The sequence below is a fragment of the Scytonema sp. UIC 10036 genome (assembly GCF_009725235.1).
In genome coordinates, this window is sequence record NZ_WJFC01000214.1 from 1 (window position 1) to 22,948 (window position 22,948).

General features: G+C 41.6%; 22 protein-coding genes. 13 read left to right on the forward strand and 9 right to left on the reverse strand.

The features are described from left to right. Nucleotides 1-73: 73 nt before the first annotated feature. Complete coding sequence (locus F7734_RS51165) at nucleotides 74-358, reverse strand: hypothetical protein (protein ID WP_155751956.1); 285 nt, start codon at nucleotides 356-358, stop codon at nucleotides 74-76. Nucleotides 359-1,058: 700 nt separating this feature from the next. Here F7734_RS51165 and F7734_RS51170 point away from each other — a divergent pair. Continuing rightward, entirely contained in the window at nucleotides 1,059-1,712 is a 654-nt protein-coding gene (locus F7734_RS51170; protein ID WP_207714407.1) for a PAP/fibrillin family protein, read from the forward strand. Between the two features lie 62 nt (nucleotides 1,713-1,774). Here F7734_RS51170 and F7734_RS51175 read toward each other — a convergent pair whose 3' ends face one another. Next, nucleotides 1,775-2,119, reverse strand: a complete 345-nt coding sequence (locus tag F7734_RS51175) for an antibiotic biosynthesis monooxygenase (RefSeq protein WP_155751957.1) — start codon at nucleotides 2,117-2,119, stop codon at nucleotides 1,775-1,777. 566 nt (nucleotides 2,120-2,685) lie between these two features. Between F7734_RS51175 and F7734_RS51180 the strand changes: the two genes are divergently transcribed. Continuing rightward, the gene (locus F7734_RS51180) at nucleotides 2,686-3,465 is read left to right on the forward strand and encodes a hypothetical protein (RefSeq protein WP_155751958.1); all 780 of its coding nucleotides are present in this window, start codon (nucleotides 2,686-2,688) and stop codon (nucleotides 3,463-3,465) included. 176 nt (nucleotides 3,466-3,641) lie between these two features. Next, nucleotides 3,642-4,016 carry a response regulator gene (locus F7734_RS51185; protein ID WP_155751959.1) on the forward strand — a complete coding sequence of 125 codons (375 nt, stop codon included), beginning with the start codon at nucleotides 3,642-3,644 and terminating at the stop codon, nucleotides 4,014-4,016. A 220-nt stretch (nucleotides 4,017-4,236) separates the two neighbouring features. Here F7734_RS51185 and F7734_RS51190 read toward each other — a convergent pair whose 3' ends face one another. Further along, entirely contained in the window at nucleotides 4,237-5,097 is an 861-nt protein-coding gene (locus F7734_RS51190; RefSeq protein ID WP_155751960.1) for a fasciclin domain-containing protein, read from the reverse strand. A 289-nt stretch (nucleotides 5,098-5,386) separates the two neighbouring features. Here F7734_RS51190 and F7734_RS51195 point away from each other — a divergent pair, with 289 nt between their 5' ends. The 6 genes from F7734_RS51195 (at nucleotide 5,387) to F7734_RS51220 (ending at nucleotide 12,751) form a co-directional block, all read left to right on the forward strand. Continuing rightward, complete coding sequence (locus tag F7734_RS51195; protein ID WP_155751961.1) at nucleotides 5,387-6,175, forward strand: glutathione S-transferase family protein; 789 nt, start codon at nucleotides 5,387-5,389, stop codon at nucleotides 6,173-6,175. Nucleotides 6,176-6,329: 154 nt separating this feature from the next. Then, the gene (locus F7734_RS51200) at nucleotides 6,330-8,060 is read left to right on the forward strand and encodes an ATP-binding protein (RefSeq protein WP_155751962.1); all 1,731 of its coding nucleotides are present in this window, start codon (nucleotides 6,330-6,332) and stop codon (nucleotides 8,058-8,060) included. Between the two features lie 271 nt (nucleotides 8,061-8,331). Continuing rightward, a complete protein-coding gene (locus F7734_RS51205) occupies nucleotides 8,332-8,571 on the forward strand; it encodes a hypothetical protein (protein WP_155751963.1) in 240 nt (79 codons plus the stop codon). A gap of 555 nt (nucleotides 8,572-9,126) precedes the next feature. Next, on the forward strand, nucleotides 9,127-10,110 hold the full coding sequence (locus tag F7734_RS51210; RefSeq protein WP_155751964.1) for an RNA polymerase sigma factor, RpoD/SigA family: 984 nt from the start codon (nucleotides 9,127-9,129) through the stop codon (nucleotides 10,108-10,110). Between the two features lie 491 nt (nucleotides 10,111-10,601). After that, nucleotides 10,602-11,737 (forward strand): IS630 family transposase gene (locus F7734_RS51215; RefSeq protein ID WP_155751965.1). Its coding sequence is split into 2 segments (ribosomal slippage): nucleotides 10,602-11,031 and nucleotides 11,031-11,737, totalling 1,137 coding nucleotides; the frame shifts between segments, so codons are not numbered across the junction. 435 nt (nucleotides 11,738-12,172) lie between these two features. Beyond that, nucleotides 12,173-12,751 (forward strand): hypothetical protein, encoded by a 579-nt coding sequence (locus F7734_RS51220; RefSeq protein WP_155751966.1) that lies wholly within the window; start codon nucleotides 12,173-12,175, stop codon nucleotides 12,749-12,751. Between the two features lie 31 nt (nucleotides 12,752-12,782). Here the strand turns inward: F7734_RS51220 and cobO are convergent, their stop codons facing one another. The 3 genes from cobO to F7734_RS51235 form a co-directional block, all read right to left on the reverse strand. Beyond that, nucleotides 12,783-13,445 (reverse strand): cob(I)yrinic acid a,c-diamide adenosyltransferase, encoded by a 663-nt coding sequence (gene cobO, locus F7734_RS51225; RefSeq protein ID WP_155751967.1) that lies wholly within the window; start codon nucleotides 13,443-13,445, stop codon nucleotides 12,783-12,785. A 60-nt stretch (nucleotides 13,446-13,505) separates the two neighbouring features. Next, the gene (locus F7734_RS51230; RefSeq protein WP_155751968.1) at nucleotides 13,506-14,693 is read right to left on the reverse strand and encodes a DUF4336 domain-containing protein; all 1,188 of its coding nucleotides are present in this window, start codon (nucleotides 14,691-14,693) and stop codon (nucleotides 13,506-13,508) included. An 86-nt stretch (nucleotides 14,694-14,779) separates the two neighbouring features. Then, entirely contained in the window at nucleotides 14,780-15,049 is a 270-nt protein-coding gene (locus F7734_RS51235) for a hypothetical protein (protein WP_243147532.1), read from the reverse strand. Between the two features lie 160 nt (nucleotides 15,050-15,209). On the opposite strand from F7734_RS51235, the gene F7734_RS51240 reads away from it, so the two are divergent. The 4 genes from F7734_RS51240 (at nucleotide 15,210) to F7734_RS61395 (ending at nucleotide 19,810) form a co-directional block, all read left to right on the forward strand. Next, nucleotides 15,210-17,501, forward strand: coding sequence for an ATP-binding protein (locus F7734_RS51240; protein WP_155751969.1), 2,292 nt, complete (start codon nucleotides 15,210-15,212; stop codon nucleotides 17,499-17,501). Between the two features lie 64 nt (nucleotides 17,502-17,565). Further along, a complete protein-coding gene (locus F7734_RS51245; RefSeq protein ID WP_155751970.1) occupies nucleotides 17,566-18,018 on the forward strand; it encodes a response regulator in 453 nt (150 codons plus the stop codon). A 217-nt stretch (nucleotides 18,019-18,235) separates the two neighbouring features. After that, nucleotides 18,236-19,357 (forward strand): hybrid sensor histidine kinase/response regulator, encoded by a 1,122-nt coding sequence (locus F7734_RS51250; protein WP_155751971.1) that lies wholly within the window; start codon nucleotides 18,236-18,238, stop codon nucleotides 19,355-19,357. A 288-nt stretch (nucleotides 19,358-19,645) separates the two neighbouring features. Then, nucleotides 19,646-19,810, forward strand: coding sequence for a hypothetical protein (locus F7734_RS61395; protein ID WP_166482675.1), 165 nt, complete (start codon nucleotides 19,646-19,648; stop codon nucleotides 19,808-19,810). Between the two features lie 538 nt (nucleotides 19,811-20,348). Here F7734_RS61395 and minE read toward each other — a convergent pair. The 3 genes from minE to minC form a co-directional block, all read right to left on the reverse strand. Continuing rightward, complete coding sequence (minE, locus tag F7734_RS51255; protein ID WP_155751972.1) at nucleotides 20,349-20,714, reverse strand: cell division topological specificity factor MinE; 366 nt, start codon at nucleotides 20,712-20,714, stop codon at nucleotides 20,349-20,351. Between the two features lie 30 nt (nucleotides 20,715-20,744). Continuing rightward, nucleotides 20,745-21,551, reverse strand: a complete 807-nt coding sequence (gene minD / locus F7734_RS51260) for a septum site-determining protein MinD (RefSeq protein WP_155751973.1) — start codon at nucleotides 21,549-21,551, stop codon at nucleotides 20,745-20,747. A gap of 104 nt (nucleotides 21,552-21,655) precedes the next feature. Continuing rightward, the gene (gene minC, locus F7734_RS51265) at nucleotides 21,656-22,795 is read right to left on the reverse strand and encodes a septum site-determining protein MinC (protein ID WP_207714408.1); all 1,140 of its coding nucleotides are present in this window, start codon (nucleotides 22,793-22,795) and stop codon (nucleotides 21,656-21,658) included. Nucleotides 22,796-22,948: the final 153 nt, after the last annotated feature.

Below are 22,948 nucleotides of genomic sequence, written 5' to 3' on the forward strand. Positions count from 1 at the left end.
AGGCTAATGACGTACTTCCTAATTTCTTTAGAAGCCCACATTCACCCTGTAATCAGGGGAATGTGTGGAGTCGTCACGGTTCATCTGGCGGAGCTTCTGTGTTGTTAGGTGGGGGATCTTCGCCAATTCCCAATTCTTTTTTACTGCGCTTTAACTGTTTCCAAAGCGCTTTAACCTGGTCGTAAGCTTCTTCAGGGGAAAGTTTCCCAGATGTTTCTAAACTGGTGATAATGCCCACTTTCTGGGCAAATTCTTGAAGATTAGCGTTAAAGATTAAATTTTCAGCCTTGAATTGACCGTAATAGCGACCCCGAGGATAGATAAAATTATCTTTATCTCCTTCGTTTGACTGTTCCATTTGTTCACTTCCATTGCATGATTATTCTTCTATTATATTTAATCTTTTGTTAATCTAAGTAGCTTTTAAAACATAAAACTTTTCAATTTTTACGTGGCTGCTCGTATAAGATATATTTTTCTCGGCAAAAAAAAATCAATCCCCGTAATGAAAAGTAAAATTTTTATAATCGGTGTGTAGTAGCACTGTTATTGAAGACATGGTTGTTAACACCAACTTATGGCATACGCTATAAGTGATATTTCTGAACCCTAACTTTTAACAAAAAATCCGAAAATACGTAGGTTGGGTTGAGGAACGAAACCCAACATTAAGGTTTACTCAAACACTGGTTATTATCAAAACCTCGATCGCAATAACTTACAGATTAGCCTATTTCACACACACTGTTTATCTTTATACGTCAGTTTTCTGATTTTTTGTAATAAATTTATTATATTTACTTTACATAAGTTAATAAAAAGGAAACAGCTTTATAGCAACCCCATCAAATTTGTAAAAATCTAAGTTACTATAGGTAGGCTAAAGCCACCATATTAAGCTGTTGTGGGCTTTTGCCCTACCTACGTGTATTTCAAAAATCAAATAGGAGTACCCCATTTAGCATAGATTAACTGCATAGATACAAAAATTTATAAATGCAGTGAAGGTGACGTTTTAGCATAAAATCCATAAGCTATCAAACAAAAGTAGACAGCCCTTGAACACTCAACTTGCACTTAAGGAAAAATTACAAAACGCGCTTGAGAAAAATCGCACTCAAAGCGATGGTTCTCCAATGACTAATTTGAAGCTAGACAAAGCCAGTTCCAAAGAAATAGAACAATTGACAGTAGAACTCGAAAGTGTAAATCCCAATCCCAGTCCCCTACTCTACGCCACTTCTTTGCTAGATGGAGCTTGGCAACTCCAATATTCCACTGCTAGAGAAATCCGTTCTTTAGCCTCTCTGCCATTAGGATTAAAGTTAGGTAAAGTCTATCAAGTGATTGATGTTGCGAATAAATTGTTTTTTAATTTAGCTCGTGTTAAACATCCTCTCGGATTGGTATCAGGATATGTCAAAGTGACAGCTAGTTTTGAGCCAGCTCAAGTAGAGTCATCAGATATGCCTAAAAAACGCATCAATGTCTATTTTGACAAACGCTACCTGTCGATTGAGAATATTGTTGGTATTGCAACTCCCCAACTCAATCCATTTAAAGTTGTTCGGGCTAATAATCCTACCAACAGAGTCGCCACCCTCGATATTACTTATTTGGATGGAACCTTAAGGATTGGACGTGGGGGAGATGGAAGTTTGTTTATTTTAACTAAATCCAATGATTTACTTAACTCTGGTTCGCTCTCCTAGTTTAACTCTATATCAGAGTTGCCTAATAGCAAGGGTTGCTGATTTCAAAACAATACTTAGTATTAGTTGCTTTCAACGCTTTGTTCTTCTTGTTGTTGAATTTCGCAAACAACTTCATGGAAAAAAGTTGTTGGCGCTTTAGCAAACAAAGGTAACATTTCTTTGAGGATATTATCGTAAGCTTCACTGTGGTTAGTATCCATATCTTCAACGTTTTCCCAAAAAATAACAGCGATTCCTTTGTCAGTTCCTGGTTCTTGTAGAAGGTATGCTCCTTTGAAGCCATGGGTATAAGTTGCTACTGCTTGTTCGTAGAGCCGCTTGGCTTCTTCAAATTTACCCGGTTTAAACTCTCCTATAGCTACGTATGCAAATTTGTGTCTTAGGAAATCTTGGAAATCTGACATAGTTTTTCTCCTGGATAATCTTTAATCACAAACGAACGCAGATAATTATCAATTACTCATTTTATGCTGAATAATTCAACTTCAAATAGTACAATATCTCCTATTTTGAACAAGACTCAAGTCTCTGCTGTTGTGCATTTTGAAATTACCAATACTAGAACGCACTTACAAGCACAAAGGCAGAGGGCAGAGGGTTTAAGGGAACGTGTTAAACTATAAGAAGCAAGTACGGGCGTTCTATGTCACGGGCTTTATTTGCGTGTTATAAAGGTTGTGCTCTGTATTGTAAATCTGTGATGCATAAATTTTTTTTTGTCAATAATCGCAAACAGGAACTTTTTGAAAATTGTAACAGTACATTACGGTAAAATCAGCTTACTATACAAAACAGTACATCAGTACGTACCATTGGACTGTTGACAAGTGCGATTCGCATAGCGTGTTTTTTGAGACTCAGCGATACTAGATATTTCTAACACTCTCTTATATGCTGGATTCTACCTGGACGTTAAGAGATTGGGAATGTATAAAGAATCAGTCAAACTTATAACTATTACTATTCGCTTATGCTCAAGCGACTATTGTTTCTATTTAGCCTCACTGTAACCGGCACTGGTGCTATTTTCTTCTTTTTTTGGTATCAGGCAACTCAACTCCCTTTATGGTATAATGAATTACAAAGTCAAAAAGCAAATCCACCGTTGGCGGCAAATGTAGCTCCCTCAAGCGATCGAACCGAGCAACTTCAAAAAGCACAAAAGCAACAAGCGCAAAAACAAGTGTTGCATAAAATTTCAGACCATCTTAAAGGCTCAAAAGCCAAAGGTGAAGTGCAACTAGATGCAGAGGAAGTAAATGCTCTGATTGATTCGGGAATTGCTCAATCAAGTGACAAAAGCCGTCTTGCTCAAGCTGTTGTTAGCACAAAGACTCAAATTGAAAACGGTAAAATCTCCACAGGCGCAGTGATTGATTTAAGAGCAATTCCTTTCAACGAGTTACAAAAGGGAGAACAAGTAGCAGTTTCCAAGTTACTCTCCGTTATACCAATCTTGAGATATCACCCCGTTTATGTAGAAGTGGAAGGAAAACCAACTCTCCGCAACAAACAAGTGAGTTTAGATGACACAACCCGCGTTAAGCTTGGTAACATTAGTTTTTCTGTCTTAGATTTATCTAAGCGCTTTGGATTTTCAGAAGAACGATTAAACCAACAAGTTGCCAAGAAATTGGAAAATCTACCTGTAGAGGTAGACGAAGTGGAAGTGGTGGGCGATCGCTTGGTCGTTCGTGGTTCGGCTGGCAATAAAAAAGGGGCTAGAAACAATTCAAGAGAATCAACTTAGAAAAAAAGCATAACATTGAAAATAGGAAATCAGCTTTAAAGATTCTGTCTATCTAAATATAGATGTCAACTATCCAAAGATTGATTTAAATATTAAGAAAATATGTAATCATAGTAACGCCTAAGCATATATACTCAAATTTTTTGACGGACTTTTAACAATTAGGTATTAAATTTATGCAATTTGCTCAGCGCCGCCGAATTTTGGTTGTAGATGATTTTGCGCTCAATGTATCTTTACTTCAAACTGCTTTAGAAGCTGAAGGTTATGAAGTAGATACAGCAACAAATGGAAACTCGGCTTTGGCTAAAATTGAGGCTTCACCTCCCGATTTAGTCTTACTAGACATTGTGATGCCGGGAATGGATGGATATGAAATCACTCAATGTATCCGTCAAAATGAGAAATTACCTTTCATTCCAATTTTACTTGTGACTGGTTCTGATGACACGCGTGTCATAGATGAATTGAAGATAAAAGAAGATGATTTTATTCGCAAACCAATTAACTTCGAGCGCTTGCTAACTAAAATCAACTCCGTTTGGAATTAAAATAGAGCATGGGGTGGGCATATAAAATTCGTATAAAATTAACGTGTGCAGGTTAGTAGTTAGTTAGGAAACGACCAGCCCCGGTCTTTACTTGGAAATTATAAATGATTTCCGAACCATTTTCAGTACTGTGACACTGTAGGATGGGTAATGCCCACTGAATAAGAGTTTTGTGTGGCACAACCCTACCTACGTATAGTTGAAAAATCAAATAGGAGTGTTACAAATCCGGAGGCAAAATGACGTTATCAATCACGTGGATAATGCCGTTGCTAGCTTTGACATCAGGTTGAACTACCTTAGCCTCATTGACCATAACAACACCTTGTTCAACCTTGACATTGATGGCACCCCCTTCAACGCTTTTGACTTCGCCTGATTTTAAATCACCAGACTGTACAGATCCAGAAACAACATGATATTTCAAAATTTTTGTCAGTGTTTCTTTGTGTTCGGGTTTTAACAAATCTTGTACCGCATCTTGTGGTAACTTAGCAAAAGCTGCATCAGTAGGTGCAAAAACAGTAAAAGGTCCTTTGCCCTGTAAAGTTTCTGCTAGCCCAGCTGCTCTTAATGCCTTGGTTAGCATTGTGAAAGACCCGTTAGACTCTGCCACTGCGACTATATCCTTGCCATCAGAAGTACCGGAGGAAGGCTGCTCCGGAGGTATAGTCGGTGTAGTAGGCGTGGTTGGTGTTTCTGTGGGACTAGAAGGAGGTGTGCTGTCAGGAGCCGTGGAGGGAGGTTGTGTGGGACTTGTCGCTCCTCCAGGACAAGCAGCACGGTTATAAGGGCACTCCTGCAAAATGCTTGGTCTTGGGTTTGTCGCACCACCTTGCGCCACTACATTTTTGGCTGGAGTTTTAGTAGACTTTGTGACTTCGGACGCGGGCATTTTGAGCGCAGGCTCTGAGTCAACGCCAACACGCAGACTCTTATTATAAGGCATTTCATTGAAAATACTGGGGTTAGGATTTAATACTTCTTTTGCCCCAACAGATAACCCAAGCATGAGACTAACACCCGTTACTCCCACAATGCTAGCCAATTGCTTCAACAAATTGCCGTATTTAACGTTCATAAAACTTACTTGGCTTTTTACACATCACCACTATTGATTTATATCATTTTGTCACACATAAAATCTCACACAAGCAGTAATTAACAGTGACCAGTGACCAGTGACCAGTGACCAGTTAATTTCTCTACTTATAAAGTAGGGAATTTAAATAATGACTGTACGTTTTTTTCCTAAATAAATTTGGATACTTCTACAGTATATTTTACCGATAACTGGTCACTAATGACTGGTCACTGGTCAGCGATCGAAGTGTAGAATCAATAAGTACACTAAGCACAGGAACTGAAGAATGCTGGAATTATACCAGTTTGAACTGTCTCAGTACTCAGAGAAAGTGCGTCTGATTCTAGATTATAAGGGTCTGAATTACCGTAAAATTGAGGTAACACCTGGAATTGGACAGGTAGAGTTGTTCCGTTTGACAGGTCAACGGCAAGTGCCAGTACTAAAAGATGGTATTAGGTATATAGCAGATTCTACAGAAATAGCTAAGTATTTAGACTTGGAGTATCCCGAACGCCCCTTGCTACCAAAAAATTCAAAACAACGAGGTCACACTCTATTAATTGAAGAATGGGCAGATGAGTCAATAGGGACAAAAAGTCGTAAAGCATTCTTTTCTGCCATCAGCCAAAATCAGAATCTTCGCAAATCTCTACTGCCAACAACAACACCAGATATTCTGAAAACTGTGGTTCAAGGCGTGCCTAGCGAATTGCTACAAATTATGGGCTTAGGAGTCGGTTATACGCCTGATGCCATTAGAAGTGCGATCGCGGACTTAAAGCAAGACTTGGAAGCACTAACCCTATTGTTGGCAGATAGCCCCTATTTAACAGGAGATGAACCTACTCTAGCTGATTTTGCCGTGGCTGGTTTATCGCTCTTGTTGAAGTTTCCTGATGGTCCTTATTTAGATTTACCAGCCACTCTCAGCGGTCAGGGAGTACCCCTATTTGCAGAAAATCCTGCCTATGAACCGTTTTTTAGCTGGCGAGATAGGCTTTATGCTCAATTTCGCAAACCTCTATTAAGTTCCACTGCACCAACATCACCAACTTCAATTCAAATTGAATAGTGGTTAGTGGTTAGTGGTTGGTGGTTGGTGGAAAAACAACTAACAACTAACCACTAACAACTAACCACTAACAACTAACCACTAACAAAAATTTAGTGCAAAATATATAGTTTCCATTTACAATGCAACATATGCAAGAAATGAAAATGTAAAAATGAGTTTGGGACAGCCATTAGGTTCAGTTATACAAGGCTCTCTCATAGGGGGATTAGAAGTAAGATTGCACCCCGATATTTCTGTGGAAGATATGCGGGTAGGTAAATTTTTGGTGGTACAAGGGGTGCGATCGCGTTTCTTCTGTATGCTCACAGATGTCTCCTTGGGAATAGCCAATCAAAGAATTACTGCTAACCCTCCTAATTGGGATGATACTTTTTTACGCGAAATTTTGGCGGGAGGAGGTACATATGGCACGATTAACCTTGCTCCAATGCTAATGTTTACTCCAGAATCGGAAGAATCTTTTTCTTCGACAAACGGTAAATCTTTAAATCCTTTTGTTCCATCAACAACGGGTTTGGCATCATTTCAACCTCAAACCAGTACGACGATGGAATTGCTACCAGTAAAAACAATTCCCAGCCACTTTAGCCAAGTTTATGAGGCTTCGGTTGATGATTTTCGGCGAGTATTTGGTTGGGAAGATGACCCGCAAAGGAAAAACTTTTCAGTGGGAAGACCGCTAGATATGGAGGTACCAGTTTGTATCGATTTAAACAGATTTGTAGAACGAAGTAACGGTGTTTTTGGTAAATCGGGTACGGGGAAATCCTTTTTGACAAGGTTACTTTTGGCAGGGACAATCCGTAAAAAAGCAGCAGTCAATTTGATTTTTGATATGCATTCTGAGTATGGGTGGGAAGCTGTTTCAGAAGGAAAACAATTCAGCACTGTCAAAGGTTTAAAGCAGCTATTCCCTTCAAAAGTAGAGGTATATACTCTCGATCCAGAATCTACAAAGCGTCGGGGAGTTCCTCATGCACAAGAACTTTATTTGAGTTACGACCAAATTGAAGTTGAAGACGTAAAGCTGTGTGCCAGAGATTTAGGGCTTTCGGAAGCCAGTATAGATAACGCGAACATTCTCTATGCCGAGTTTGGCAAGTCTTGGATTCTTCAGTTGTTAAGTATGACAAATGAAGACATTAAGATGTTTTGTGAGGAAAAGCGGGGACACCAGGGTTCTATTACTGCTTTGCAGAGGAAACTTCTACGACTGGATAACTTGAAGTATATGCGTTCTTCTTGCCCTCAGAACTACGTCAATCAGATGTTGCGTTCTTTGGAAGCAGGTAAAAATATAGTGGTGGAGTTTGGTTCCCAGGCGGATATGCTTTCCTATATGTTGGTCACCAACATGATTACCCGCCGGATTCACCAACACTATGTGAGTAAGGCAGAAAAGTTTTTACAGTCAAAGAACCCTCTCGATAAACCGACTCAATTGATGATTACTATTGAGGAGGCACACCGCTTTTTAGACCCCGCGATCGTACAAAGTACTATTTTCGGTACGATCGCCCGAGAAATGCGTAAGTATTTTGTCACTCTCTTAGTAGTCGATCAACGCCCATCAGGTATAGATAATGAAGTTATGTCGCAGATAGGGACTCGTATCACTGCTTTGTTAAATGATGAAAAAGATATAGACGCAATTTTTACTGGTGTCTCTGGTGCCGGTAGCTTAAAGTCAGTTTTGGCAAAGTTGGACTCAAAGCAACAAGCTTTGGTTCTCGGTCATGCTGTTCCCATGCCAGTGGTCGTCCGGACTCGTCCCTATGATGCCAAATTCTATGAGGAAATTGGTGATACCGATTGGGAGGAAAAGCCAGATGCAGAAGTTTTTGCGGCGGCTGAACTTGCTAAAGCAGACCTTGGATTTTGACACCGATGAGCGTGGGATTGATTTTTTATGCTACTTTATGTAGCATATTGTAATACAGAGAAATTCCTCTAGTTAGGTAGGGCTAAAGCCCACCAACATTTATGGTGGGCTGCAAAAATGGGTAATCTTTAGAAGAACAGGGAATAGCAGCAATGTCTTTTCATCTACATTAGGAATGAGATATAATGAAGGATAAACAGTAGTCGGGAATTTTTAGGGCAGCTTACAAAAAAAAATCTAAGTTTTGAGCAAAAACCAAAGGTGCTTGAATGTGAAAGCTATACGTTACAGTATGTTGTACAAAATGCCAGTCAGTAAAGGTTACGTTGGGTTTGTCCTTGGAAAGAGGCAAAGAACCGCAGGAATTTTGTGCGATCGCTGTACGGGCTTATTGAAGGAGACCTTACGTGATGTTGAAAAAAAGTTAGATTTCACTCTGAGAGCGTATTCTCACGGAAACATTTTTGTAGTAGCTGTCATGTCGCTTGATAGAGAAAAGTTTAACGCCTAAATCCCGTTTTTCTGATGGTGTGTGTTTGTGAACTAGAGAAAGTAACAACCAATTCTTAAATCTCTATTTCCAATTCTGAGATTTCGTGACATCCGTCCATAATAGGAAGCCATTCAGTTCGGTTATCCGGCTATTGGAGGAAGACCGGAAGGGGGGTTTTAGCGTCATCATAAATATATGAAAAATAATGTCAGAGTTTTCGTGCAACCAAAACGTTTTGTTTTATAATTGAAAGATTTAACTCCACCACTTTACGTCCGGCAAAAACTGTCGTACCATAATGTAAGTAAAACTCATATCGACTTCATATTATATCCGTTGCCGCCAGCGCCTAAAAGACAAAAAATTCTTGATAATCGCGAGAATGCTTAAAAGCACTTCCGAAACGTGGACAAGATGGGGAACTTACTTTAAGGGATGACCGTCACCACAAAATCTGTATATAACAGTTTGTTATTGGTAGTTTCCTGCATACGTAATAAGGAGTGCATAGCTCTTCCCCTTTTGTCTTTACTATTTATTAACTTTGTTTACGGAATAGAGGAAAACGCACCGATGCCTACAGTTGATGCCCAAACCGAAAACCTAAACGCCAAATTCACGGCTGATATGGTGCGAACCTATCTGCGCGAGATTGGTCGTGTACCATTGTTAACCCGTGAGCAAGAGATTGTCTTCGGGAAGCAGGTACAACAAATGATGACGCTTGTAGAAGCAAAAGAAGCTTTAGAGAAAAAACTGCGTCACGAAGCCACATTACAAGAGTGGGCTGCTCATGTCCGCAAGTCAGAAGCTGAAGTTAAGCAAATTGTTCACCAAGGCAAACGGGCTAAGCAGAAGATGATAGAGGCGAATTTACGCCTAGTAGTTGCTATTGCTAAGAAATACCAGAAGCGGAACATGGAGTTTCTGGATTTGATCCAAGAAGGAACTCTAGGATTGGAGAGAGGCGTAGAGAAATTTGACCCAACACGGGGTTATAAGTTCTCAACTTACGCCTACTGGTGGATTCGCCAAGCGATCACAAGAGCGATCGCCCAACAAGGTCGTACTATTCGCTTACCCATCCACATTACCGAAAAACTCAACAAAATCAAGAAAGTGCAGAGGGAACTCGCACAGAAATTGGGAAGATCTCCTTCTCCTGCTGAAATTGCCAAAGAACTCGAATTAGAACCAGCGCAAATTCGAGAGTATTTAAACATGGCGCGTCAGCCTGTTTCTTTGGATGTAAAAGTTGGCGACAACCAAGACACTGAATTACAGGAGATGCTCGAAGATGAAGGTCCATCACCAGAGTATTACACCACTCAGGAGTTCTTGCGCCAAGATTTGAACAATATGCTCGCAGAACTGACGCCTCAGCAGCGAGAAGTTCTAGCCCTGCGCTTTGGCTTAGTCGATGGGAACGAAATGTCTTTGGCAAAGGTTGGTGAACGCCTTAACCTCAGCCGGGAACGCGTTCGTCAGTTAGAGCATCAAGCTCTTGCTCACCTACGCCGCCGCCGCGCTAATGTCAAAGAGTATGTCGCTAGCTAGTATTTGACCGCATTAATTTTGAGGGGCAATTGAAACTTAAGACCACCTCGTTCCCAGGCTCCGCCTGGGAATGCCTTAAGAGAGGCTCCGCCTCCTCATTTATAGGTCAATACTGCAAGGGCTGAGAATATTAGAAACCCAACAAATGCTTGTAAATGTTGGGTTTCGTTCCTCAACCCAACCTACGTATTTTCGTATTTTTAGCCATCATGCATTAGTACTATGCCTCCTGAATCAGGAGGCATTTTTTATTCATAATTATTTGGATAAATCTTCAATTTTAGACTTTACAAATTCTGCTTTATATGTTTAGTTGTAGGAAAATACGCCCTATAGCCTTTCTCAGTCTAATGAGGTACACCCCCCTCTGTCCCCCCTTAGTAAGGGGGGACAGAGGGGGGTAATTTTTGTACCTCACTAGTAGAAGATAATTGCCAAAAACCGGATAAAATAACAAAGATTGCCGACTAAAATACTGGAAAGGGGGCGCAATGGAACGGCAAAGGTATACGGTGCGGTTAAGTAGGGAAGAGCGGCAGGAATTAGAAGCGATCGTGAAGAAAGGGAAAGGAGGTGCCCATAAAATTCGCAATGCCCAGATACTTTTACATAGCGATGAGAATGGTGAGCCTCTGACGGTGGAAGCGATCGCTAAACTCCTGCATTGCAATAAAGATACAGTGTGCGAGGCACGCAAACGCCTAGTCGAGCGCGGTTTTGCGGCGGCTCTTGAGCGCAAAAAGCGTGAAAATCCGGCGATTCCAAGGTTATTTGATGGTGAAGCGGAGGCCTGGTTGATTGCGCTGGCATGCAGTAGTCCGCCGGAGGGTCGTGGTAGGTGGACATTGCAGATGCTAGCCGACCGCGTAGTGGAACTAAAGATTGTGCCTCATTGTACAGCCAATACGGTGCATGAGGTGCTAAAAAAAACGAACTTAAACCCCATTTGCGAGAATGCTGGGTCATCCCGCCAGAGCAGGATGCTGAGTTCGTAGCCGCAATGGAAGACGTTTTGGAGGTATATCACCGTCCTTACGATGCCGATTTTCCGGTGGTTTGCATGGACGAACAACCAGTACAACTGGTAAAGGAAACACGCACACCACTGCCAATGGAACCGGGACAACCTCAACGATACGACTCCGAATACGAACGCAACAGTACCGCTAGCATCTTCATGTTCTGTGAACCAAAAGCAGGAATTCGCAACGTTTCGGCTCATGAACAACGCACCATGACCGACTGGGCCGAGCAGATAAAACATCTCCTCGACGTGCAATACCCAAATGCCAAAAAGGTTGTACTGGTATGTGATAACCTTAATACCCACAAACCCGCCGCTCTTTACAAAACTTTCTTACCAGAAGAAGCAAGACGCCTCCTCAATCGTCTCGAAATCCACTACACCCCAAAACATGGCTCTTGGCTCAATATTGCCGAAATCGAACTTGCCACTCTGACACGCCAGTGTCTCGACCGCCGTATCCCCGATCTTCCTACCCTCCAAGCTGAACTCAACGCATGGAACATACAACGCAATAACCTTCACTCCACTATCAATTGGCACTTCACTACCACTGAAGCCAGAATCAAACTCAAACGCTTGTATCCGGTTATTGATGATTAAGAACTACTAGGTTGAAATTTGCTATAGTCTTTTTCCGATCTAAAACTAACCATTCTATTTTGGTGGGCTTTAGCTCTACATACTTATATTTGAGTTAATCAATATAGAACTAATAAGGAATGGAGAAAAAAAATTTGAAAACTTCCTAGTTCTTTCCGGAATGAACAAATTTGCTGTTGTAGCTTTCTCTTGTCCAGAACACGCTACCAAATACAGTCTACGACAATAGTAGTAGGAGCAGCTAAAAATAGATACTTCAACATTAACAATCTAAAATAAGTCGTATTTCTCTTCTTTAATAGAGGATTTTTCTTAGAAATACAAATCAAACTATTGACGGAGACAAACACATTAGAACTCAAGTAGGTTGGATATAAGTCACACAATTTAAGGTTCAATTGTAAACTTTAGCAGGCAAGTAGAGTGCCTAAAAATATGAAACAGCACTTTGTTTTACGTCAGTTGGGATTTCCCCTTGTTGGCTTAATTTTTACACTTGGCACTTTCGCCAGTCAAACTCAAGCAGTATTTAGTAACGAGCTTACAGCAGTTAAGGTAACAAATAATTTGCAAAAAGTCAATGATTCCGGTACACCAAGCGTCAAGTCTCAAAGATTGGTAAAAAATTCTACATCTGCGGTAAGTAGTGTAAGAGTTCCTCAAAAAGATGGTATTTACCTATATGGTGAATCATCAAAACCAAGTCAGCTTGGACAAGGTTATATTGTGTTTGAAAAGCAGCAGGGTAAAGTGTTGGGCGCTTTATATATGCCTCACTCAGAATTTAGTTGCTTTAACGGTACTCTTGACTCAAGAGGTGAGTTGGCAATGAGTGTGACTGCTTATCCTGGTGACAAAAGTCCGGCTCAAATAGCTACTAGCAGTAGCGTACCTAGTCTCATGGGTGATGAGGCTACCACTTACGACCACTCAGTTGCACTGCAACAATATCATCCATTGAATGCAAGCGCAAATGATCGCCGGATTTTGCAAATGTGTAAAAATCAATTATGAATTCTGGAAAATTCCCGTTCGGAATTCATAATTAATACTCAATTCCAGGCTGTGCTTTAATACCTCTATCCCGAAAAGGGTGTTTGACTAATGTCATTTCTGTAACTAGATCGGCTCGTTCAATTAATGCTTGCGACGCACCTCTACCTGTCAGAATAATGTGGGTGTTGTATGGCTTTTGTTCTAATCCTGTCAAAACCTCTTCAGTTTTTAAGTAACCTAGTTTTAAAGCAATATTGATTTCATCCAACAAGATTAACTTATAATTTGGGTTGCAAATGTATTCTAATGCTTTTTGCCAAGCCGCAGCTGCTTTTTCAATGTCGCGATCGCGGTCTTGAGTCTCCCAAGTAAAGCCTTCCCCTAAAGCATGAAATTCTAACAAGTCTCCCTGCCAAATGCCGAGCACGTTTTTCTCAGCCGGTTCCCAAGCTCCTTTGATAAATTGAATAATCGCCACTTTATAACCGTGACCGAGCGATCGCAACACCATGCCAAGCGCAGCTGTTGTTTTGCCCTTGCCATTCCCGGTGTGAACAATAATCAACCCTTTTTCGGTTGACGCTTGAGCAACTCTCTGTTCTTGAATTTCTTTACGTCGCTGCATCTTTTTGCGATACTGCTCTGGTGTTAGGGAAGAATTTTCTCCTACAGAAACAGCACTGGTTGTTTCCCAAGTTTCATTAATTGGCATGGCGATTGTCTTGAGATTGTCATTATATTTTATCGAAAGGATGGGAATATTGCGGCTGAATTACAAATTTTCCTTTGCTGGTTTGGCAATACCACTACGGACTAGATTAGCTTCAAGTTCCTTAATAAATCTCAAATCTTTTTCTGGTAAAGACTGATTTCCTCCCATAGAGGGTTGTTTTTCTAGAAACGCAAATGCTCGGCGAAATTGCTCCGGACTGGCTTCGATTGGCGAGTCAAAATGACAAGAAATTATCCTTTGAATATCCCAAGTGGCAACTTTATCAGCCCAATGGAGAACTTGTTTTGGTGCTTGGGGAAGAATCAGGGTTTGTAGAATTGGTGCTACAAAGGGACGCCCCTCATCTCGTAAGGCATCAAAGGAATACTTCCAGTTCTGTTGCCATTCAAAGGGAAAAAAACCAAAGTATGCCTTTGGCGATCGATCCGGTGCTTTAAAAGCATCGCGTACCATCTTCCCCCATTCCAACATTTTCAACTCGCTGGGGCGGAAGTAAATCGCGAACAATGAAATGCGTTGCCATCCCTTACGACGGTTTGTTTCGTTGTTATCAATCGATTCAAGAGCGCTGTCTTTGGCATGAAATAGCAGGGGATATGGATCTAATTGGACAATGGCGGGTGGATCTTCTGGCACTGAGAGTATAGTATCAGTCAAAAGTAGAGTATGCGATCGCTTGTGAAACAGAGCAACTTCTACGAAAGAACCCCTTCCCAAGTTGATGTCCAACACAGCACAATCAAAGTCATCAGCAAAGGGAAGTTGACTGCTGTTCTCTGGAATGATTTTGGTTCCTTTGGAAGGAAAGCCAAGCCAACTCAAAGGCAGGTTTATCGGGAAGCTCCACTGATGCGGCGCAACAAATACCTGGGCTTGAGGAAAGCGGCGAGCAAAGGGACCAACAAAAACTTTATGCTCCAGACCAGAACTGGTTGGCAAGATGATATAATTGACTTCACCGTGCTTTGCCACTATTTCCTTTACCAAACGGATACACTCAGGAGTAGGGGCAACGGGGGCGTAAATGAGAAGACCGCCTGCAGATAGCTTTACAACAGTCATGCGGATCGGTACAACAGTGTAGAGGATGCCCTGAACTTGCTCGAATGTCCAGATAGTTCCCTCAACGACTTCCCTACAAAGTGTGCGCCTCCTACCATAGGGGTAAAGTGGTACAACTGGCCAAAACGGCCAAGACCAATCTTTCGGTTTGGGTAAGGAATCCATTTCTCGGTAGGTTATTCTTATAACAAATGTTCAATCGGATATGATATAGCTCGGCTTTTACTTAATATTACATAAGATCGCCTAGATTATATTTGTGCGGCGCTCACCCGATCGCGCCCTGAAATTGGGTAGACTTTTAAGTCACGAGATTCAGCAGTATCGCGAATCAACGCTGTTCTAGAGCCAATGTAGCTGTACAATGCACAGACTTCTTCTCCACTCAACAAAATCTTGCTAGCAATTTGTTGCAGGAGCAGCTTGATTAAGGCAGTATCCGTAAGAGTAAGCAGCTCGCTACTTGGAGTATCTTCAATTACAGACCAAGCCAAACGCAACATTGAAGAGTTGATATGCATCGCTTTATTCCTGTATTCTAAAAAAATTCATATTTTCTTTAGATTTTCTTAATTAAGATCCTACCATTACTGTCTCTACTAAAAATAATTTAATATTTTCTTTAGATTATCTCAATCATCTTAACTAATCTAAATATTTTGTAGTACGAATGAGAGTTCAATGAGTTACAATAGCGAATCAATTTATTTTTCTGGTTCGATTCAGCCCCATGGCATCCTATTAGCACTAGAAGAGTCTCAGCTAAAGATTGTGCAAGTGAGTGATAATACTCAGGCTCATTTGGGAATTCCGCATCAAAACTTGCTCGGTCAACTGCTGAATACGTTATTAGACACGCCCCAGGTTGAAGCCATCCAAAAGTTATTGCTGAAGAATTTCGGTGGTATCAATCCCCTCAAACTGTCAATTCAGACCCCAGCAGGAGCTCGCCCCTTTAACGGTCTGCTTCATCGGACAAACGGTGCTATTATCCTGGAACTTGAGTCAATCATTCCACAGACACAAGAGCGTTTCTTTAGTGTGCTGGCTCTGGTTAAACAAGCGATCGCTCAACTGCAACAAGTATCCAGCTGTGACGAATTTTTCCAGTCAGTAACCCAAGAGATTCGTAATATCAGTGGGTTTGACCGAGTCATGGTTTATCAATTTGACCTGCAAGGAGCAGGGGAAGTCATTGCAGAGGCAAAGCGTAACGATTTACTGCCTTATCTGGGGCTGCACTATCCAGCCACCGATATCCCAGAGCTAGTGAGGGAGTCTTACAAACGGGTTATGCTACGATTTATCCCCGATTTGAGGGCGCGATCGATTGAGTTAGTTCCAGCAATGAATTTAGTGACGCAGCAACCGCTCGATCTCAGCTTAGCAGTGTTACGGAGCGTTGACCCCTGCTGTATTGAATACCATCAAAACATGGGCATAGCAGCCGTGATGGTTATTTCCCTAGTCAAAGATAAAACCCTTTGGGGATTAATTGCGTGCCATCATCAGACACCAAAATCTGTTCCTTACGAAATCCGGGAAGCCTGCGAGTTATTAGGGCAGTTCGTGGTATCGGAATTAGCTAATAAAGTCGAGCGCGAAGAACTGGACTATATTGTCAAACTCAGGTCTTTGCAATCAGAGTTTGTAGAATCGATTTCCCACGTAGATGACCTTAAAGAAGCGCTCTTGAATCCTGCACCTCGCCTACTGGATTTGGTAAATGCCCAAGGGGCGGCCATTTGCTTGGACGATGAAATTACGCCCCTTGGGATAACACCAACGCTGGAGCAAATTTGCCACTTGATTAACTGGGCTGATACTCAGATCGGCAATGCCCTGTTTCACACCGATTCCCTGCCCAAACTCTACCCAGAATCCCTGATGTTTAAAGATATTGCTAGTGGCTTGCTGCTGCTGCAAATTTCAAAGGTTCGGCGGTATTATATTCTCTGGTTCCGTCCCGAAGTCTTGCAAACGTTGAACTGGGCAGGCGAGCCGAACGCCTCGATCGCTGTTGGGGCAGATGGTAGTGTAACGCTATCCCCCCGAAAATCATTTGAACGATGGCAGGAAACAGTTCGATTGACATCACTGCCTTGGAAAGCGTGCGAACTAGATCAAGCGCTCAATCTCAAGAGTGCGATCGTCGGTATTGTTCTCAACAAAGCTTCGGAATTAGCCCGGATAAACCAGGAATTAGAACGGAGCAACCAGGAGCTAGATTCCTTTGCTTATGCAGCCTCTCACGACCTCAAAGAACCCTTGCGAGGCATTCATAATTACTCGACGCTCTTATTAAAAGGTTATGAGTCGGTGTTGGATGACGTGGGTAAATCTCGCCTGCAAACTTTAATTCGTCTGAGCCGACGCATGGAGTCACTAATCGATGTCCTGCTCAAGTTCTCACGACTGGGACAGGCAGAACTACATCTTGTGTCCACAGATCTCAATCAATTAGTCAATACAGCGATTGAGGATTTGCGCGTTAGCCGTCATGACGTTCAACCCAAGATTCACATTCCGCGATCGCTCCCTACGATTAGCTGCGATCCTGTCCTCATTAACGAAGTTTTTACAAACTTGCTCAGCAATGCCTTCAAATATAACGATAAGGCAGAACGGTGGATTGAGATTGGCTACTTGGGAAAAGAGGATACGGGAACAGGTCACCATGGGGAATCGAGAAGACATGGAGACACAAAAAGAGTTTTCGACCGTCTCTCCGCATCTTCTTCTCAATCTCCAATTATTTTATACGTAAAGGATAACGGTATCGGCATTCGAGAACGACATCTCGAAATTATCTTCCGATTGTTTAAGCGGTTGCACGAACAAAACCTGTATGGTGGCGGCACAGGGGCAGGACTAACAATTACTAAAAAAATTATTGAGCGTCACGGCGGGCAAATTTGGGTGGAGTCTACAGTAGGCGTTGGCTCAACATTTTACTTTACTCTATTTAATTAAGATTTGTCAAATAATGTAAAGTAATGTAAAATTTTTGAGATAATATCTACCTTTAATGACACAAATGAAGACAAAGCAGTGCGATCCTTTGCTAGTGGCAGAGGATAGTGATGAAGATTTTGAGGTGCTGCAATTGCTGATGCAGCAAATGGATGTTCAGAATCCCATTTATCGCTGTACAAATGGAGATAAGGTTTTAGATTTCCTCTATCAAGAAGGGGACTATGAAAATTCAGGTGTCGCACCGCGTCCTTCTGTGATCTTGCTCGACCTGAATTTACCAGGCACTGATGGTCGCGATGTGCTACAACAACTCAAGCAAGACCAGAATTTGAAGGAAATTCCGATTGTCGTCTTTACAACTTCCTCAAATCCCAAAGATGTTGAATTCTGTTATCAAAAAGGCGCAAATGGCTATTTAGTCAAACCTGTAGATTCTACTGAACTGGAGAAAACAGTTCAAGCATTTGTGGACTACTGGCTGGAAGTCAACACAGCACCTTTCAAATTCAGCTAAATGGAAAAGTCAGATTGTGAGTAAGTATTGGAGTGAGGCAACGCACTGCCTCCTCTTTCTACTAGCATCAGGATAAAAAATTTCGCGTTTCTTTGAGAAAAGAATTTGATATCATTAGGGAGTACCAAAAAATTTTTCACAGTTTTGTTTAAATTTTCTTAATAGTTTACAAGTTGTGACTTTTACGGGATAGAGGAGCTTCCTCTCTTTTGCTTTCATGTCAAACGTTCGGACACTCCTGATTGCTGATGATTGTGCAGAAGATCGGGAAATTTATCGGGAATACCTTTTAAGCGATCCTCACCAGTCTTACCAGATTTTGGAAGCTGCCTCGGCAGAGGTGGGACTAGAGCTTTGCCAAAAAAAACACTGTGATGCCATTCTTCTCGACTTTTGTCTGCCGGATATGAGCGGGCTTGAGTTCCTTGATGAACTCAAGCAGCAGCGATTGAAAGTAACGCTTCCCGTGATTATGTTAACTGGGCAAGGTGATGAGCGGGTTGCCGTACAAGCAATGAAACGGGGCGTTCTGGATTACCTGGTGAAGCAACATCTGCAACCGGATGTCCTACAACTGACTGTCCGTAATGCGATCCAAAAGTCACAACTGCAAAACCAGTTCAGCAAGAAGCAGGAACTACAGCAATTAACTGCCACAAGTGCTCTTGCAACGGTTTCTTACGAATATCGAGCTTTTTTAGCGTCCATCCTGGCGGCTGCATCGACGCTCTTGCAACACAGTCACAAGTTGGATGAAGCTAAACATCAGCACTTGTTGCAGCTGATTGAAGACAAAGCAAGGCAAATGGCTAAACTGGTGGATAACTTACTGGTGATTGAGAAATTTGAATTTGGCAAAGCAACGTTTACGCCATTACCATTTGAACTGCTGCAATTCTTCAGCGACATCATTGAAGAACAACGATACAAACTCAGCGATCGCCACGACTTAACGTTCAAAATCGCGGGGAACACTAGAGGCTTCTGGGGCGATCCAACATTGTTGCGGCAAATCCTGATAAACTTACTGTCAAACGCCATTAAATATTCCCCAGATGGCGGCAAGATTGAAGTTCACCTAGTAGGAAATGATTCGCGTATCATCTTTGACGTCAAAGATGAGGGAATTGGCATACCTATCGAGGATCGAGAAAACTTATTTGAATCATACAGTCGTGGCAGTAACGTTGGTACAATTCCAGGAACAGGCTTAGGATTAGCTATTGTGAAAGCTTGCGTCGAGTTGCATGGCGGTAAGGTGACGTTAGAAAGTCAAGAAGAGCAAGGAACGAAGGTGAGTGTCAGTTTACCGAAACGGGCAGTAAGGAGTAGGGAATAGTCTAAAGGAATTGTCATCAACCTTATATTAAGAAAATATTACGACCACTCAAGTAACCCACTTTAATTTTGTAAAGAAATATTTAAATTATTAAAACAAACATAAAGAAGGGCTAAACTTTGATTATTCTTTAGATTTTCTTAATAGTTAACTTTCTCCATCTCTAATCAAGTCTTTTGCGAGTAGTCATACCCGCATGATTGCTATGACTTGAAACAAAAATCGACATCGATCTCCAAAAACTGTTTCTTAATTCGCTTTAAAATCCTTAATTTTCCGGAACTTTCTATGACTATTATTCCAGGTACACTCGTCAAACTCCCCAACGGGAGTAACGGTATTGTTATTCCTTCCCCTTGGTGGCAACCTGGCCGTGTTTTAGTGAAAATGCGACGTGGTAAGCGGCGATGGTTCAAGGTCAATGAATGTACTCTCATCCGCTCAAACTATTGAAGCAGTGATACTCATACACTTCTGCAAGCAGTAAGTGTAGGCTTCTAGCATTCCTAAGAACTACTAGAACTTCCTTCCTGGTACTCCAATTGTTTCCCAGTACGGCTGTTTAAGGTCAGGTGCGTATCCTGCCCGACCCTTGAATGACAAGCAATCAAGATTACCTACATTCCTTGAAGATTTTACATACTGGAGGCAGTCGTTAGCATATAGCATATTTAAAACAACACTTCCCAGTAAAACCATTTATCTTCAGTTGTCAAGGTTTAGTGTGTGGTTAGCAATTTAAGCTTTACCATCACTACTTTATGATAGCATCATGGGGAAGACAACGACTAATACTGCAAGGGGTGAGAGAATTGTAGGTTGGGTAAATTAATTCGTGGGAAAATCCAACAAATGTCTGTCAATGTTGGGTTTCGTTCCTCAACCCAACCTACTGACTGACCCCGTTTAATAACGAAATTTAAGATTGTATTTAGATTTCTATGTAATTCGTAAAAATTGGCAATTTTAATCTTTTCTTTAGATTTGCAATTTACTGTGTTCTCGAGTCTTCTCCGTTTTCCACTTCAGGAGTATCTTCTTTTGGTGTTGCTTCTTTTGTTGCAACTTCAGGTTTCAATGTCTCTGTCGGTAAATTTTCTTTGATTCTCCGAATTGGCAAATTGGCAATTAGGGCAGTTGTCCGTTGATTGCTTTCTAGGGAAAACTCCAATCCATCTTTGTCAATTTCTACATAACGGCAAACAATGTCTAAAATCTCTTGCCGCATTTTTTCTAAAATTTGGGGGCTAATGTCAGCGCGATCGTGAGCTATAACTAGTTGCAGGCGGCGTTTAACCTGAGTGCGACTGGTGTCAACACCGCGAAAAAAAAGTTTTTCTAAAAGTTCGACAATCATTGCAGGTAGAAGGGCAGACGGGTTGGAAAGTTAAACAATCTTTGTTCGGAACAACTTCTTCAGACGAGCAAAGAGGTTGTCATGATTTGAATCTAAATCAAGAAATTCGATTGATTCTCCTTCCAGTCTGCGAGCAATGTTATCAAAAGCTGTGGCAGCCAAAGAAGAATTTTCCGACAGTACTAACGGTTCGCCGCGATTGGTAGAGACTATGACGCGTTCATCATCAGGGACTACCCCAATTAAGGGAATAGCTAAAAGTTCTTGAACGTCTTGAACGGACATCATATCATTTGCCCGTACCATTGCGGGTCGGATGCGGTTAATAATCAGATGTGTTCTCTTAATACCTTGTGCCTCTAGCAACCCCACAACCCTGTCAGCATCACGGACTGACGCTATTTCTGGTGTGGATACCACTAAAGCTTCTTTTGCTGGGGCGATCGCATTTTTAAACCCCATTTCAATTCCGGCTGGGCTATCAATCAAAACATACTCATACTTCTGTGCTAGCGCATTCACCAAAAGCTTCATTTGGTCGGGCGTGACAGCATCTTTGGTACGATTTTGTGCTGCAGGTAACAGGACGAGATTGGGTTGCCGTTTGTCCTTAACTAAAGCTTGCTCCAAACGACATTCTCTAGCCAAAACTTCAACTGCAGTGTATACTATGCGATTTTCTAGCCCTAGCAGTAAATCCAAATTTCTCAAACCAAAATCGGCGTCAACTAAAGCGACTTGACGCCCCATTTTGGCTAAAGCCATACCCAGATTTGCTGTTATCGTGGTTTTACCCACCCCTCCTTTGCCAGAGGTAACGACAATAATGCGAGTCATGATGGAAATGCGCTCGATTGGTGATTAAAAATATACAACAAAAAATAGAGAATAGGGCATTGGGCATTGGGAATAGGACATTGGGCAATGCCCCAATCCCATTTTCATCCTTCATCCTTTTTTTGGTTGAGTCTGCTTAATAAGATTTTAGAGAAATCAGTAGATCGGGCAATACGAATTCCTTCTGATGTGACGTAAGCCACTTCAGGATAATACTGAATGGGAGATTTTTCCGGTGCTCTAGCCACCGCATCTGCTATCCGCAACTGGGTTGGTTCCATTTGCAAAGCCATAATCAAACACGCTCGATTACCATTAGCACCTGCATGAGTAATTCCACGCAGGCGACCCCAAACGAGAATATCCCCATCTGCAATTACAATACCACCTGGATTTAAATCTCCTAAAAGGATAATATGACCTGGGTGACGAATTTCCTCTCCTGAACGAACAGTTTTTTCCAAATAGAGCGGTTCCGTTAGAGGTAACCTGGTAGGCTTGGGTTCGGAACGAAGCGTTTTTTGGGGCTGTATCTGTTCTACAGAGTAGCCTGCAGTAGCAGCTGCAATAGCAGTTTGGCGACGACTGGTGGAAACAGATTTCAAATGAACTTGATATTGATCTAAACTCTCAGCCAGTTCTTGTAGTTGTCTGCCATCTAACAAGCGGTCTTGCGCTTCCAAATGCACTGGCGTATTGGGTGAGAAAGAGCGATTGCAAGCGAAAAGCCGCAACTTCATCTGTTGCCAGATGTCAATCCAACTGTATTCTGAGGAAGGTACTTGGGATTCTGTAGGTAAAATTAATAACAGCCTTTCTTTCTCACTTTTAAGTTGAACTTGAATATTTGGATTGACTGTATTTTCTAGAGTTTCTAGAGACGGCAATTCATCCAAATTTATAGTCAGTGGATCGGGTTTAGACTCATCGTTGATGGAAACAACATTTGACTCTAAACTGAGAAAGATAGAATCGGAGTCTGTCTCAGGGAGGGTAACGTTTTTTTCAACATCAGCAGCAACAGAATTGAACTCTACATCCACAACTGCGGGTTGTGAATTTTCATCAGAAGCTACAAAATGTGATACTGTCCCAACAACAGTAGAAGGTGAATTTTCACTGGCGCTGACAGAAATCACTTCTGCCTTGTCCTCAGCAGAATTTGATTTTAAATAGACGAGAACAGAATTGACCTCAGATTCGGGGAGGATAGGATTTTCTTCTGCATTAGAGTGAGTAGACATTGACTTTACATTTTAAATATTGTTGGTAGATAGTTGTTGGTAGATAGTTGTTGGTTGCTGGTTGTTGGTTGTTAGTTGTTGGTTGTTGGTTGTTTTTTGTTTGTAGTTATTACTATATTCTGGTTTCATATTTCATTATTCTAATTAGATTAT

What these genes read in the sequence shown, in the direction of transcription:
- F7734_RS51220 (WP_155751966.1), top strand. Translation starts at nt 12,173, where the DNA reads ATGAAACAGCACTTTGTTTTACGTCAGTTGGGATTTCCCCTTGTTGGC.
- minE (WP_155751972.1), bottom strand. Translation starts at nt 20,714, where the DNA reads ATGATTGTCGAACTTTTAGAAAAACTTTTTTTTCGCGGTGTTGACACC.
- F7734_RS51245 (WP_155751970.1), top strand. Translation starts at nt 17,566, where the DNA reads ATGAAGACAAAGCAGTGCGATCCTTTGCTAGTGGCAGAGGATAGTGAT.
- cobO (WP_155751967.1), bottom strand. Translation starts at nt 13,445, where the DNA reads ATGCCAATTAATGAAACTTGGGAAACAACCAGTGCTGTTTCTGTAGGA.
- F7734_RS51175 (WP_155751957.1), bottom strand. Translation starts at nt 2,119, where the DNA reads ATGTCAGATTTCCAAGATTTCCTAAGACACAAATTTGCATACGTAGCT.
- minD (WP_155751973.1), bottom strand. Translation starts at nt 21,551, where the DNA reads ATGACTCGCATTATTGTCGTTACCTCTGGCAAAGGAGGGGTGGGTAAA.
- F7734_RS61395 (WP_166482675.1), top strand. Translation starts at nt 19,646, where the DNA reads ATGACTATTATTCCAGGTACACTCGTCAAACTCCCCAACGGGAGTAAC.
- F7734_RS51180 (WP_155751958.1), top strand. Translation starts at nt 2,686, where the DNA reads ATGCTCAAGCGACTATTGTTTCTATTTAGCCTCACTGTAACCGGCACT.
- F7734_RS51185 (WP_155751959.1), top strand. Translation starts at nt 3,642, where the DNA reads ATGCAATTTGCTCAGCGCCGCCGAATTTTGGTTGTAGATGATTTTGCG.
- F7734_RS51200 (WP_155751962.1), top strand. Translation starts at nt 6,330, where the DNA reads ATGAGTTTGGGACAGCCATTAGGTTCAGTTATACAAGGCTCTCTCATA.
- F7734_RS51230 (WP_155751968.1), bottom strand. Translation starts at nt 14,693, where the DNA reads ATGGATTCCTTACCCAAACCGAAAGATTGGTCTTGGCCGTTTTGGCCA.
- F7734_RS51235 (WP_243147532.1), bottom strand. Translation starts at nt 15,049, where the DNA reads ATGCATATCAACTCTTCAATGTTGCGTTTGGCTTGGTCTGTAATTGAA.
- F7734_RS51250 (WP_155751971.1), top strand. Translation starts at nt 18,236, where the DNA reads ATGTCAAACGTTCGGACACTCCTGATTGCTGATGATTGTGCAGAAGAT.
- F7734_RS51210 (WP_155751964.1), top strand. Translation starts at nt 9,127, where the DNA reads ATGCCTACAGTTGATGCCCAAACCGAAAACCTAAACGCCAAATTCACG.
- F7734_RS51195 (WP_155751961.1), top strand. Translation starts at nt 5,387, where the DNA reads ATGCTGGAATTATACCAGTTTGAACTGTCTCAGTACTCAGAGAAAGTG.
- F7734_RS51190 (WP_155751960.1), bottom strand. Translation starts at nt 5,097, where the DNA reads ATGAACGTTAAATACGGCAATTTGTTGAAGCAATTGGCTAGCATTGTG.
- F7734_RS51240 (WP_155751969.1), top strand. Translation starts at nt 15,210, where the DNA reads ATGAGTTACAATAGCGAATCAATTTATTTTTCTGGTTCGATTCAGCCC.
- minC (WP_207714408.1), bottom strand. Translation starts at nt 22,795, where the DNA reads ATGTCTACTCACTCTAATGCAGAAGAAAATCCTATCCTCCCCGAATCT.
- F7734_RS51165 (WP_155751956.1), bottom strand. Translation starts at nt 358, where the DNA reads ATGGAACAGTCAAACGAAGGAGATAAAGATAATTTTATCTATCCTCGG.